Source organism: Pseudomonas frederiksbergensis, assembly GCF_003732705.1.
Lineage (GTDB): Bacteria > Pseudomonadota > Gammaproteobacteria > Pseudomonadales > Pseudomonadaceae > Aquipseudomonas > Aquipseudomonas frederiksbergensis_F.
In genome coordinates this window covers 125,400-138,305 of record NZ_MOBR01000008.1, presented here as the reverse complement: position 1 = coordinate 138,305, position 12,906 = coordinate 125,400, and the positions used below count along the sequence as shown (strand labels likewise).

The 12,906-nt window shown below is 60.6% G+C and carries 13 protein-coding genes; 6 read left to right on the top strand and 7 right to left on the bottom strand.

Annotation, left to right across the window (positions count from 1 at the left end):
• Positions 1 to 27 precede the first annotated feature (27 nt).
• Entirely contained in the window at positions 28 to 483 is a 456-nt protein-coding gene (locus BK667_RS09730) for a YaiI/YqxD family protein (protein WP_123509708.1), read from the top strand.
• Positions 484 to 612: 129 nt separating this feature from the next.
• Here BK667_RS09730 and elbB read toward each other — a convergent pair whose 3' ends face one another.
• On the bottom strand, positions 613 to 1,281 hold the full coding sequence (gene elbB / locus BK667_RS09725; RefSeq protein WP_123597476.1) for an isoprenoid biosynthesis glyoxalase ElbB: 669 nt from the start codon (positions 1,279 to 1,281) through the stop codon (positions 613 to 615).
• Between the two features lie 115 nt (positions 1,282 to 1,396).
• Here elbB and BK667_RS09720 point away from each other — a divergent pair, with 115 nt between their 5' ends.
• Positions 1,397 to 2,632: a sterol desaturase family protein gene (locus tag BK667_RS09720; protein ID WP_123597475.1), complete on the top strand. Its 1,236-nt coding sequence runs from the start codon at positions 1,397 to 1,399 to the stop codon at positions 2,630 to 2,632.
• Here the strand turns inward: BK667_RS09720 and BK667_RS09715 are convergent.
• Entirely contained in the window at positions 2,613 to 3,245 is a 633-nt protein-coding gene (locus BK667_RS09715) for a DedA family protein (protein WP_123509711.1), read from the bottom strand. The two genes, BK667_RS09720 and BK667_RS09715, sit on opposite strands and share 20 nt — an antisense overlap.
• Before the next feature lie 207 nt (positions 3,246 to 3,452).
• Between BK667_RS09715 and hemB the strand changes: the two genes are divergently transcribed.
• Together hemB and ppk1 are read left to right on the top strand one after the other, a co-directional pair.
• On the top strand, positions 3,453 to 4,466 hold the full coding sequence (gene hemB, locus BK667_RS09710; RefSeq protein WP_123597474.1) for a porphobilinogen synthase: 1,014 nt from the start codon (positions 3,453 to 3,455) through the stop codon (positions 4,464 to 4,466).
• An 18-nt stretch (positions 4,467 to 4,484) separates the two neighbouring features.
• Positions 4,485 to 6,707, top strand: coding sequence for a polyphosphate kinase 1 (gene ppk1, locus BK667_RS09705; RefSeq protein ID WP_123509713.1), 2,223 nt, complete (start codon positions 4,485 to 4,487; stop codon positions 6,705 to 6,707).
• 202 nt (positions 6,708 to 6,909) lie between these two features.
• Here ppk1 and ppx read toward each other — a convergent pair whose 3' ends face one another.
• The 5 genes from ppx to BK667_RS09680 form a co-directional block, all read right to left on the bottom strand.
• Entirely contained in the window at positions 6,910 to 8,412 is a 1,503-nt protein-coding gene (gene ppx, locus BK667_RS09700) for an exopolyphosphatase (RefSeq protein WP_123509714.1), read from the bottom strand.
• A 219-nt stretch (positions 8,413 to 8,631) separates the two neighbouring features.
• Complete coding sequence (locus BK667_RS09695; RefSeq protein ID WP_123597473.1) at positions 8,632 to 9,369, bottom strand: amino acid ABC transporter ATP-binding protein; 738 nt, start codon at positions 9,367 to 9,369, stop codon at positions 8,632 to 8,634.
• Entirely contained in the window at positions 9,356 to 10,006 is a 651-nt protein-coding gene (locus BK667_RS09690; protein ID WP_123597472.1) for an amino acid ABC transporter permease, read from the bottom strand. Before BK667_RS09690 ends, BK667_RS09695 begins: the two co-directional genes overlap by 14 nt.
• Positions 10,003 to 10,671 (bottom strand): amino acid ABC transporter permease, encoded by a 669-nt coding sequence (locus tag BK667_RS09685; RefSeq protein ID WP_123597471.1) that lies wholly within the window; start codon positions 10,669 to 10,671, stop codon positions 10,003 to 10,005. The genes BK667_RS09690 and BK667_RS09685 overlap by 4 nt, the downstream gene beginning before the upstream one ends.
• 22 nt (positions 10,672 to 10,693) lie before the next feature.
• Positions 10,694 to 11,479 (bottom strand): transporter substrate-binding domain-containing protein, encoded by a 786-nt coding sequence (locus BK667_RS09680; protein WP_123597470.1) that lies wholly within the window; start codon positions 11,477 to 11,479, stop codon positions 10,694 to 10,696.
• Positions 11,480 to 11,734: 255 nt separating this feature from the next.
• Here BK667_RS09680 and BK667_RS09670 point away from each other — a divergent pair, with 255 nt between their 5' ends.
• Together BK667_RS09670 and trxA are read left to right on the top strand one after the other, a co-directional pair.
• Positions 11,735 to 12,442, top strand: a complete 708-nt coding sequence (locus BK667_RS09670) for a FadR/GntR family transcriptional regulator (protein WP_123597468.1) — start codon at positions 11,735 to 11,737, stop codon at positions 12,440 to 12,442.
• 120 nt (positions 12,443 to 12,562) lie between these two features.
• A complete protein-coding gene (gene trxA / locus BK667_RS09665) occupies positions 12,563 to 12,892 on the top strand; it encodes a thioredoxin TrxA (RefSeq protein ID WP_003177349.1) in 330 nt (109 codons plus the stop codon).
• Positions 12,893 to 12,906: the final 14 nt, after the last annotated feature.

Below are 12,906 nucleotides of genomic sequence, written 5' to 3'. Positions count from 1 at the left end.
CCCGCGATGCTTTTAAGAGGAAACACAATGCGTGTCTGGATCGACGCCGACGCCTGCCCACGGGCGGCCAAGGATCTGGTGGTGAAGTTTGCACTCAAGCGCCAGTTCGAAGTGGTGCTGGTGGCCGGTCAGCCACAGATCAAACCAGGCCTGGCCTTGGTGAAGCTGATCGTGGTGCCCAGCGGCCCGGATGCGGCCGACGATTACCTGGTGGAACACGCAGTGCCCGGCGAGCTGGTGATTTGCAGCGATGTGCCCCTGGCGGATCGTTTGGTGAAGAAGGGCGTTTCGGCGCTCGACCCGCGGGGCAAAGAATTTGATGCGCAGAACATGGGGGATCGGTTGGCGGTGCGGAACCTGTTTACCGATTTACGCGAGCAAGGTCAGATGAGCGGCGGGCCCGCGCCATTTGGCGAGCGGGAGAAGCAGGCGTTTGCCAATGCGCTGGACCGGATCCTCACTCGGCTGACCCGGGCACAATGATCGTTCCCACGCTCCGCGTGGGAATGCAGCCCGGGACGCTCCGCGTCCCATCTAGAGCCGAACGCGGAGCGTCCGTTGAGGCATTCCCACGCAGAGCGTGGGAACGATCAAGCCTTTCAGTGAGCCAGGTCAGGCGTCGTTTTCGTGGGTCAGTTCGAGAACGCGATCCACCAGCTTATTAATCCCCGAAGCCGCCTCGCTGATCGTCTGGGCCAGCATATACGCCGGTGTACTCACCAACTTGCGCGCCTTGTCCTCAACAATATCCCCCACCGCGCAATCGGCATGGGTGGCGCCCATTTTGTTCATGGCTGCCGCCGTCTCGGCATCGTTACCGATGGTGCAGGTCACGCCCGGGCCGTAGATTTTCGCCGCCAGTGCCGGCGAGATGCAGATCAGCCCCACCGGTTTCCCCGCTTCGGCAAAGGCCTCGGCCAACGCCAGGACTTCCGGTTGCACCGTGCAGCCGGCGCCTTCGACCGCGAAGTTGGAAAGGTTCTTGGCTGCGCCAAAACCGCCCGGCACGATCAGCGCATCGAAGTCTTCGACGCTGGCCTCGCGCAGATCCTTGATGTTGCCCCGGGCGATGCGCGCCGATTCCACCAGAACGTTGCGTGACTCGGGCATTTCTTCGCCGGTCAGGTGGTTGATCACATGCAACTGCGCAATGTTCGGTGCAAAGCACTGCACCTGGGCACCGCGCTGGTCCAGGCGCAGCAAGGTAATCACGCTTTCGTGGATCTCGGCGCCGTCGTACACGCCACAGCCGGAAAGGATCACTGCAATTTTTTTGCTCATGGGCTTTTCTCCAGGTTCATGGCGCTAAATGTCCACTAATTTGTCGCGGGTTGCCATAGGGTTAATTCGCGGCGAGGCCTAGGATTAGTCATCACCATTGCCATCAGGTCGCGTCATGAATTTCATTCTGTATGCGGTGCCGTTTTTCTTCGTGCTGATTGCTGTCGAACTGCTGGCCGATCGTTGGCGCGGGGTGCGCAATTATCGGCTGGCCGACGCGATCAACAGCATCAGTACCGGCGTGTTGTCCACCACCACGGGCCTGTTGACCAAGGGTGTGGGGCTGCTGACGTATGCGTTTGCCCTCGAGCATCTGGCGTTGTTCAAGCTCTCGGGCGACAGCGTCTGGGTCTGGGTGTTTGCCTTCGTGCTCTACGACTTCTGCTACTACTGGCTGCACCGCATGGGCCACGAGCGCAACATCCTCTGGGCCGCGCATTCGGTGCATCACCAGAGCGAGGACTACAACCTCTCCACGGCCCTGCGTCAGACCAGCACCGGGTTTCTGTTGAGCTGGATTTTCTACCTGCCCATGGCGGTGCTCGGCGTGCCGCTGCTGGTGTTTGTCAGCGTGGCGGCGTTGAACCTGCTGTATCAATTCTGGGTGCACACCAAACACATTCCCAAGCTCGGCTGGTTCGAGTGGTTCTTCGTCACGCCATCCAATCATCGGGCCCACCATGCGCAGAACGCTCTCTACATGGATCGCAACTACGGTGGGGTGTTCATTATTTGGGACCGTCTATTTGGCTCGTTCCAGGAAGAGGATGACAACGAACCGGTGATATTCGGCGTGACCACGCCGCTGGCGAGCTGGAATCCGCTGTGGGCCAACGTGCAGTTCTATGCGCAATTGTGGGATGACGCGAAGCGGGCGCAGAGCAAGTGGGACAAGCTGCGCATCTGGTTCATGCGCACCGGTTGGCGCCCGGCGGACGTGGCGGCCAACTACCCGATGAGCAAGCCCGATCTGAGCCAGTTCCGCAAATTCGAAGTGCCATTGGACGGACGTCAGCAGTTGTATGTGGCGTTGCAGTTTTGCGTCTACATCGCCTTGGGCAGCTACTTGATGAACCTGGAGCCGAGTCTGCCGACCGCCGCGCTGGTGCTCGGCTGGAGTGCGGTGGCGCTGGGTTTGTTTACGTTGGGCGTGGCCCTGGAGAATCGTCCGTGGACGTTGAAGCTGGAGCTTTTGCGGCTGGCGTCGAACCTGCCGCTGGTGTGGCTGGCGCCAATGGTCGGGCTGTGGCCGGCCAGCGCGGCGGGCTGGGTCGGGCTGTTCAGTTACAGCCTGCTCAGCGGGATCGGTCTCTACTGCTGCAGAGACCGTTTTACTCGACTGGCGTCTTAGGTTCGCTGATCCGCGCTTGTTCGGCCTTCAGGGCCTGCTCGTCGGCGTAGATCTTCTTCGCCAGGCGAGCATTCTTGAAGCGCCGGCGCAGCCACAGTATCAGGCCCAATACCAGCAGGGCGCCGAGCACCCATAGCTCGTACTTCTTGACGCTGCCCAGCAAGCCCTCAAGCACCGCACCGAAGTGATAGGCCGCCGCTGCCAGGGCGCTGGCCCAGATCGCGGCGCCAATCCCGTTCAGCAGCAGGTAGCGTCCCGGCGGATAACCCGACAGGCCGATCGCTACCGGCATCACCGTGCGCAAACCATAGACAAAGCGGAAGCTCAGGACCCAGATGTCCGGGTGCTTGCGGATATGTTCCAGCGCGCGGTCGCCCATCATCTGCCAGCGCGGTTTGCGCGCCAGTAATTTGCGGCCGTGCTTGCGCCCCAGGAAGTACCACAGCTGATCACCGGCGTAACTGCCGAAGAACGCCACGACGACGACCAGGTTGATGTCCATGTATCCGCGAAACGCGAGGAAGCCCGCGAGCACCAGGATGGTTTCGCCTTCGAAGAACGTGCCGAGAAAAAGGGCAAAGTAGCCGAAGTCATGCAGAAATTGTTGGAGCATTGTCTGGGTGCTGGCGAAATGAACGCGCAGCCTAACCCTTCGTGCACATTCATGAAAGTGTCCAAATGTGTCTCGACGTGAACAATTCCTACAAGGACAATGGAATGCGGCTACGTGACGCAGGTCGCACATAAGTGTCATGTGTTCGTCATAATGGCCGCTTATAACTGTCACGCTCGCCCGCCAGCGCGGGCTCAGGAGTCTGCCGTGAGCTTTACCCCCGCCAACCGTTTGTTTCCTGCAACCCGCCTGCGTCGCAACCGCCGTGATGAATTCTCGCGTCGACTGGTCCGTGAAAACGTTCTGACCGTCGATGACCTGATCTTGCCGGTGTTTGTGCTGGACGGTGAAAACCGTCGCGAAGCGGTGGCGTCGATGCCGGGCGTGGAACGCCTGACCATCGATCTGTTGCTGATCGAGGCGGCCAAGTGGGTCGAGCTGGGGATTCCGGCAGTCGCGCTGTTCCCGGTGACGCCGCCGGAACTCAAGTCGCTGGATGCCGCTGAAGCCTGGAACCCGGACGGCATTGCCCAGCGCGCCACCCGTGCGTTGCGTGATCGATTCCCTGAGTTGGGTGTGATCACCGACGTCGCCCTGGACCCGTTCACCACCCACGGCCAGGACGGTATCCTCGACGAAGAAGGCTACGTGCAGAACGACATTACCGTCGATGCACTGGTCAAGCAGGCCCTGTCTCACGCCGCCGCCGGCGCTCAGGTGGTGGCCCCGTCGGACATGATGGACGGTCGCATCCAGGCGATCCGCGAAGCCCTTGAGCTGGCCGATCACGTGAATGTGCGGATCATGGCTTACTCGGCCAAATACGCCAGCGCCTATTACGGCCCGTTCCGCGATGCGGTGGGTTCGGCGCTGAACCTGGGCAAGGCCAACAAGGCCTCCTATCAGATGGACCCGGCCAACGGCAACGAAGCCCTGCACGAAGTGGCGGCGGACTTGTCAGAAGGCGCAGACATGGTCATGGTCAAGCCAGGCATGCCGTATCTGGACATCCTTTACCGGGTTAAAGAAGAATTCAAAGTGCCGACGTTTGTTTACCAAGTCAGCGGCGAATACGCCATGCACATGGCGGCGATCCAGAATGGCTGGTTGAGCGAAGGGGTTATCCTCGAATCCCTGACCGCTTTTAAACGTGCAGGCGCAGATGGCATCCTGACTTATTTTGCCGTGCGCGCTGCCCAATTGTTACGAGAGCAAAAATAGCCCTCCCAGGAACATTCGATGAATACCGAAGGACTCTCTGAAGTTGCAGTAAAGGAAGCTCAAGCCGTGGTAGAGCAAATCGCCGAAACCCCGCCGGAGCTGGAGCCTACTCCACCCGCGGTGGTGGTCGAGGTTGCGCCCGCAGCCCCGGCGATTGCCATTCCCGGCCTGGATGACAGTAGCCTTTACATCCATCGCGAGCTCTCGCAACTGCAGTTCAACATCCGCGTGCTGGAACAGGCGCTGGATGAGTCCTATCCGTTGTTGGAACGGCTGAAGTTCCTGCTGATTTTCTCCAGCAACCTGGACGAGTTCTTCGAGATTCGCGTGGCCGGTCTGAAGAAGCAGATCACCTTCGCCCGTGAACAGGCTGGCGCCGATGGCCTGCAACCGCACCAGGCCCTGGCCCGAATCAGTGAGCTGGTGCACGGTTATGTTGACCGCCAGTACGCGATCCTCAACGACATTCTGTTGCCGGAACTGGAGAAACATCAGGTCCGCTTCATCCGTCGTCGTCACTGGACGACCAAGATCAAAACCTGGGTGCGCCGCTATTTCCGCGACGAGATCGCGCCGATCATCACACCGATCGGCCTTGACCCGACGCACCCGTTCCCGTTGCTGGTGAACAAGAGCCTGAACTTCATCGTCGAACTCGAAGGCATCGACGCCTTCGGTCGCGACTCCGGCCTGGCGATCATCCCGGCGCCGCGTTTGCTGCCACGGGTGATCAAGGTTCCGGAAGAAGTTGGCGGTCCTGGCGACAACTACGTGTTCCTGTCGTCGATGATCCACGCCCACGCCGATGACCTGTTCCAGGGCATGAAGGTCAAGGGCTGCTACCAGTTCCGCCTGACCCGAAACGCCGACCTGGCAGTCGATACCGAAGACGTGGAAGACCTGGCTCGCGCCCTGCGCGGCGAGTTGTTCTCCCGTCGCTACGGCGATGCGGTGCGTCTGGAAGTCGCCGACACCTGCCCGAAACACCTGTCCGACTACTTGCTCAAGCAGTTCAACCTGCACGAGACCGAGTTGTATCAGGTCAACGGTCCGGTCAACCTGACTCGCCTGTTCAGCATCACCGGCCTGGACAGCCAGCGTGCGCTGCAATACCTGCCGTTCACGCCGCAGATCCCGAAACTGCTGCAGAACAGCGAGAACATTTTCAGCGTGATCAGCAAGCAGGACATCCTGCTGCTGCACCCGTTCGAATCGTTCACCCCTGTGGTCGATCTGCTGCGTCAGGCCGCCAAGGACCCGCATGTATTGGCGGTCCGCCAGACGTTGTACCGCTCCGGCGCCAACTCGGAAATCGTTGATGCGCTGGTAGACGCGGCGCGTAACGGCAAGGAAGTCACCGCGGTGATCGAATTGCGCGCGCGCTTCGACGAAGAATCCAACCTGCAACTGGCCAGCCGTCTGCAAGCGGCCGGTGCGGTGGTGATTTATGGCGTGGTCGGCTTCAAGACCCACGCCAAGATGATGCTGATCCTGCGCCGCGAGGCCGGTGAAATCGTGCGTTACGCGCACTTGGGCACCGGCAACTATCACGCGGCCAACGCCCGTCTGTACACCGACTACAGCCTGCTGACCTCGGATGACGCGTTGTGTGAAGACGTCGGCAAACTGTTCAGTCAGTTGATCGGCATGGGCAAGACCTTGCGCATGAAGAAGCTGCTGCACGCGCCGTTTACGCTGAAGAAGGGCATGCTCGACATGATTGCCCGGGAGACGCAGTTCGCCCTCGACGGCAAACCGGCGCACATCATCGCCAAGTTCAACTCGCTGACTGATCCGAAGATCATCCGCGCGTTGTACAAGGCCAGTCAGTCCGGGGTACGTATCGATCTGGTAGTGCGCGGCATGTGCTGCTTGCGTCCGGGCATCGCCGGGGTCTCGCACAACATCCACGTGCGCTCGATCATCGGTCGCTTCCTGGAACACACCCGGGTTTTCTACTTCCTCAATGGCGGCGAAGAGCAGATGTTCCTCTCCAGCGCCGACTGGATGGAGCGCAACCTCGACAAGCGCGTCGAGACTTGCTTCCCGGTGGAAGGCAAGAAGCTGATCATGCGGGTCAAGAAAGAGCTGGAGCTGTATCTGACCGATAACACCCACAGCTGGAGCCTGCAGTCGGATGGTCGTTACATCCGCAACACCCCGACCGGCAACCAGAACCCACGCAGCGCCCAGGCGACCTTGCTGGAGCGGTTGGGTAGTCCGATTCTGGCCGTTCGCTAAAAGCGAACGTCGGGCAATAAAAAATGGCGATCCCTGCGGATCGCCATTTTTGTTTCCGCTTCCGCCCTGTAGGAGCAAAGCTTGCTCGCGATAGCGCCTGCAAGATCGCCATCGCGAGCAAGCTTTGCTCCTACGGCGATAGCGCCCACAAGATCGCCATCGCGGGCAAGCCTTGCTCCTACAGGACCGTGTTCGGCGGGTCTCAGCGAACGTTCAGGGTGAACCCCACCCGCGTCAGCCATTCCGCCTCCAGGGCGAAGTCGGCCTGGGTCAGTTGGTTTTCGTCCAGCCAGTTGGTCGGGAACAACACATCCAGGCTGTCGCCGTTGGCGCGCAGTACGACCTGGGGCATTTCCTGGGTGCCGCGGATGTGGTGGAACAGGATCGCAAAGCGCAACAGCACGCACAGGCGAATCAGCTTGCTGCCATCACTGCCGAATTCGGCAAACTTGTCCCGGGGAATGTTGCGGCGGTGACCGCGCACCAGTAGCGCGAGCATTTGCTGGTCTTCCCGGGAGAACCCGGCCAGGTCCGAGTGCTCGATCAGGTAGGCGCCGTGCTTGTGGTAGTGATAGTGGGCGATGTCCAGGCCCACTTCATGGACCTTGGCGGCCCAGCCCAGCAGTTCGCGCCAGACACCGTCGTCCAGGTCCCAGTCCTCGGCCACTTGATCGAAGGCATGCAGGGCTTTGCGTTCAACCCGTGCCGCTTGTTCCAGATCGACGTGGTAACGCTCCATCAGCGAACTGAGGGTGCGCTCACGGACGTCTTCGTGATGATGACGACCCAATAGATCGTAGAGCACGCCTTCACGCAGGGCGCCTTCACAGTGGTCCATGCGTTGCAGTTCGAGGGCGTCGAAGATCGCTTCGAGAATCGCCAGGCCGGCGGGGAAAATCGCGCGGCGATCAGGTTTGATGCCTTCGAAGTCGATCTTCTCGACATCGCCGAGTTTGAACAGTTTGCGCTTGAGCCACGCCAAGCCTTCAGCATTCACCTCGCCGGTGCCATGCCCGCCAGCCTTCAGCGCCAGGCCGATGGCGCGGATGGTGCCCGAGGAGCCGATGGCTTCATCCCAGGTCAGGCGATGCAGGGCGTGCTCGATGCTCATGATCTCCAGCCGTGCCGCTGTATACGCCTGGGCGTAACGGGCCGGGGTGACCTTGCCGTCCTTGAAATAACGCTGGGTGTAGCTGACGCAGCCCATTTGCAGGCTTTCGCGCAACAGCGGCTCGAAGCGCTGGCCGATGATGAATTCAGTACTGCCGCCGCCGATGTCGGCCACCAGGCGTTTGCCCGGAGTGTCGGCGAGGGTGTGGGAGACGCCGAGGTAGATCAGGCGCGCCTCTTCACGGCCGGAGATGACTTCCACCGGGTGGCCGAGGATTTCTTCGGCGCGGCGGATGAATTCGGCACGGTTGCGGGCTTCGCGCAGGGCGTTGGTGCCAACGATCCGCACGGCGCCGGGGGGCATACCGTTGATCAGTTGGGCAAAGCGCTTCAGGCAATCGAGCCCGCGCTGCATGGATTCTTCGTTGAGCTGGCGCTCATCGTCGATGCCGGCGGCCAGTTGGACCTTTTCGCCGAGGCGCTCAAGAATACGGATCTCGCCGTTCTGGGCCTTGGCCACGACCATGTGAAAGCTGTTGGAGCCCAGGTCGATTGCGGCGATCAGGGACAGATTCTTGGCTTGGGATTGCGGCATGGTCAGGGGGTCTCGGTCGATAACCCCGACATCGTGCCACGATCAAACGCTGGCGCCAACGCGTACGGCGCAAAGCCTTGATCTAGAGCACTCAGCCCGATCGTTCCCACGCGCAGCAAAGGAATGCAGCCCGGGACGCTCCGCGTCCCATTGGAACGCAGAGCGTCCTTTGAGGCATTCCCACGCGGAGCGTGGGAACGATCATCAACCGCAAATCTTTCAGCCCGCCGCCTCAACGGTGCCGATGAAATTCGCCAACTCCGCCGTCTGCGGATTGGCAAACAACACCTTCGGATCCCCCACCTCATGCACCTTGCCCTGGTGCATGAACACCAACTTATCCCCAACCTCCCGGGCAAAGCGCATTTCGTGGGTGACCATGATCAGGGTCATGCCTTCCTTGGCCAGTTGCCGGACCACGCTTAGCACTTCATTGACCAGTTCCGGGTCCAGCGCCGAGGTGATCTCGTCGCACAGCAATACCTTGGGCGACATCGCCAAAGCCCGGGCAATCGCCACGCGTTGCTGTTGGCCGCCGGACAAGCGATCAGGGAACGCATCAAATTTCTCCCCGAGCCCGACCCGCTCCAGCATCTGTCGCGCCAGTTCCGCAGCTTTCGCCTTGGGTACTTTCTGCACCACTTGCGGCGCCAGCATCACGTTCTCGCCCACGGTCAGGTGCGGAAACAGGTTGAACTGCTGGAACACCATCCCGACCTTCTGCCGCAAACTGCGCAGGTCAGCGCGAGCGGCGTCGAGGTATTCGCCATCGACTTCGATCACGCCGTCGTTGATCGACTCCAAACCGTTCAAGGTCCGGAGCAAAGTGGATTTGCCCGAGCCGCTGCGGCCGATGATCGCCACCACCTGGCCTTCCTCGACGCTCAGGTCGATGCCTTTGAGCACATGGTGGTCGCCGTAATATTTATGCAGGGCCGAAATTCTAAGCAGAGGCATGCAGTCTCCTTTCCAGGTAGCGCGCACTGAGGGACAAGGGGTAGCAGAGCAAAAAGTAACCAAGGGCGACCAGGCCGTAGACCATGAACGGTTCGAACGTGGCGTTGGCGAGCATGCCGCCGGTCTTGGTCAGTTCGGTAAAGCCGATGATCGAGGTGACGGCGGTGCCTTTGACCACTTGCACCGAGAAACCCACGGTCGGCGCCACGGCGATGCGCAGGGCCTGGGGCAGGATCACGTAGCGCAATTGCTCCAGCGGATTCAGCGCCAGGCTCGACGAAGCTTCCCACTGGCCGTTGGGAATCGAATCGACGCAGCCGCGCCAGATCTCCGCCAGGTAAGCGCTGGTGAACAGCGTCAGCGCCACCGCAGCGGCCATCCACGGTGAAATCTCCACTCCGGCCAATGCCACGCCGAAGAACACCAGAAACAACTGCATCAGCAGCGGCGTGCCCTGGAACAGTTCGATGTAGGTGCGGGCGAAGCTGCGGGGGAAGGTCTTTTTCGAAATGCGCATGACCATGATCAGTAAACCGATCAAACCGCCGCCGATAAACGCCACCAGCGACAGTGCCAACGTCCATTGCAGGCCGGTGAGCAGGTTGCGCACGATGTCCCAGAAGGTGAAATCGCTCATTGGCTGCTCCGCGATATGTAGCGGCGGCCGATCCAGTTCAGCAGTTGGCGGATCAGCAACGCCATGCACAGGTAGATCAGCGTGGTCAGGGCGTAGGTTTCAAAGGCGCGGAAGTTGCGAGACTGAATGAAGTTGGCGGCGAAGCTCAGCTCTTCGGTAGCGATCTGCGAACACACCGCCGAACCGAGCATGACGATGATGATCTGGCTGCTCAGTGCCGGCCAGACCTTGCCCAGCGCCGGCAGCAACACCACGTGGCGAAAGGCTTCGAAGCGGCTCATCGCCAACGCGGCGGCGGCTTCCAGTTGGCCGCGAGGGATCGCTTGAATGCCGGCGCGAATGATCTCGGTCGAATACGCCCCGAGGTTGATCACCATCGCCAGCACCGCCGCCTGCCATTCGGAAATCTGTACACCCAGGGACGGCAGGCCGAAGAAGATGAAAAACAACTGCACCAGAAATGGTGTGTTGCGGATCAACTCGACGTAGACGCCGAAAATCGCCGAGAACGGACGGATGTTCCACGCCCGCACCAGCGCCCCGACGATGCCCAGACCCACGCCGAACACCGCGCCGACGGCCGTCAGTTCCAGGGTGAACAGCGCACCGCGCAGTAACAGGTCGGTGTTTTGCACCACCGGTAGAAAATCGAACTGGTAAGCCATGGACAGTCCCCCCCTGCGGCGATCAGAGATCAGCCGGCAGTGGCTCTTTCAGCCAGGTCTGGGAGTTTTTCTCCAGCGAACCGTCGGTCTTGGCGGTGGCGAGGATCTGATTGACCTTGTCCAGCAGCGCCGTTTCGTTCTTGTTCACCCCGACGTAGACCGGCGAATCCTTGAGCTTCACTTTCAACGCTGGAATGCGTTTCGGGTTTTTCTCGCTGATCGCCACCATCACCACGTTGCCGCTGGCGATCAGGTCAACCTGGCCGGCGATGTAGGCGGCGATGGTCGAGTTGTTGTCTTCGAAGCGTTTGATGGTCACGCCTTCAGGGGCGACTTTGGTCAACTCGATGTCTTCGATGGCGCCACGGGTAACGCTGATGGTTTTGCCCTTGAGGTCATCCAGGCTTTTGATGGCGGCGTCTGGCGGACCGAACACGGCGAGGTAGAACGGCGCGTAGGCGTGGGAGAAATCGATGACTTTCTCGCGCTCAGGGTTCTTGCCGAGGCTGGAAATCACAAGATCGACCTTGCCGGTGGTCAGGAACGGAATGCGGTTGGTGCTGTTGACCGGGGTCAGTTCGAGTTTGACCTTGAGCTGGTCGGCCAGCAGTTTGGCGGTGTCGATGTCCAGGCCACGGGGTTTCATGTCCGGGCCGACCGAGCCGAACGGCGGGAAGTCCTGGGGCACGGCGACCTTGAGGGTGCCGCGCTTGACCACATCCTCCAGACCGTCGGCGTGGGCGGGCGCCTGGCTCAGCATCAGGCTGGCAAACAGGGCGGCGAGGAGGGCGCTGTAACGCTGGGTCATGGCAAATCTCCGAATCGGCGGAAGTGATTTCTGCGATTCGACAGAGCACGGGGCATGCCAACATCGGGAATTGCGGGTGGCAGGCCGCGGTTTTACTGGGTTTTTTCGGTCTTACTGGTCTGAACAGTCAGGGCGCATTTCGCACCCCGATAGCGCATCGCTCTGGCGCATCGAACCCCGGTGGGGCACGACTTGCCGGGCGCCTCGAATAGCTTTACAACTAGCCGCTCATTGGCCTGGTTCGTCTGAAAAACCATGAATTCGATCTCTCGCGCCGTACCCGAAGTGGCGCTGCAAGCCATCCGCAAACTGATTACCGAACAGGGCTTCGGGCCGGGGGATGCGTTGCCTTCGCAACGGGACTTGGCGGTGCAATTGGGGGTCAGTCGGGCGTCATTGCGTGAGGCGTTGTCGTCCCTGAGCGCGCTGGGCGTGATCACTATCCAGCCGGGCAAAGGTGTTTTTGTGCAGTCTGCGGTGGATGTGCCCCGAGGTGATGCAGCGGCGAGCTGGCCGTTTGCGGCCCAGGCGTCGCCACTGGATATCTTTCAGTTGCGCTATGCCCTGGAAGGCTTTGCGGCGGGGTTGGCGGCCGTGACGTTGAGTACTTTTGAACTCGATGCCCTGGAAGACAACGTCGCCGCCATGCGCAACGAACTGAAGGCCGGCGACTTCGATGCCGCGGCGCGGCTGGACTTTGAATTTCACCGGCGCATCCTGCTGGCCAGCGGTAATCAGGCGATGCTGAGCATCCTGACCGCCAGCGCCGACATCTTTCTGGAGAGCCAGAAGCTACCGTTCATCCGGGCCGAGCGCGCCATGGAAACCTGGCAGGAACACCGCAAAATCCTCCGCGCACTGGCGCGCCGGGGGTCTGTCGCGGCGCAGAAAGCGATGCAGGAGCATGTGCGCAATGCGGCACTGCGCACCGGAATTGCCTTCGTCGCTCCCGCCACGTCTTGACTTGAGCTATACCCAAACTCATGGACCACCATAGCGAGACTCAATCATCTGCACCTTCCTGAACGAGGGAAGGGCGGCTATGATGGGCCACGTTTTTTTGCTTACAACCTGGAGACTTCCATGAGCAGCGATCTTATCAAACACGTTAGCGACGCTAGCTTCGAGGCCGACGTACTCAAGGCCGAAGGCGCTGTACTGGTCGACTACTGGGCTGAATGGTGCGGCCCTTGCAAAATGATCGCTCCTGTTCTGGACGAAATTGCTGAGACTTACAAAGGCAAGCTGACCATCGCCAAACTGAACATCGACGAAAACCAGGAAACCCCGGCCAAGCACGGCGTGCGTGGTATCCCTACCCTGATGCTGTTCAAGAACGGCAACGTGGAAGCGACCAAGGTTGGCGCGCTGTCCAAGTCGCAACTGGCTGCATTCCTCGACGCCAACATCTAAGTCGGCGACGTTGT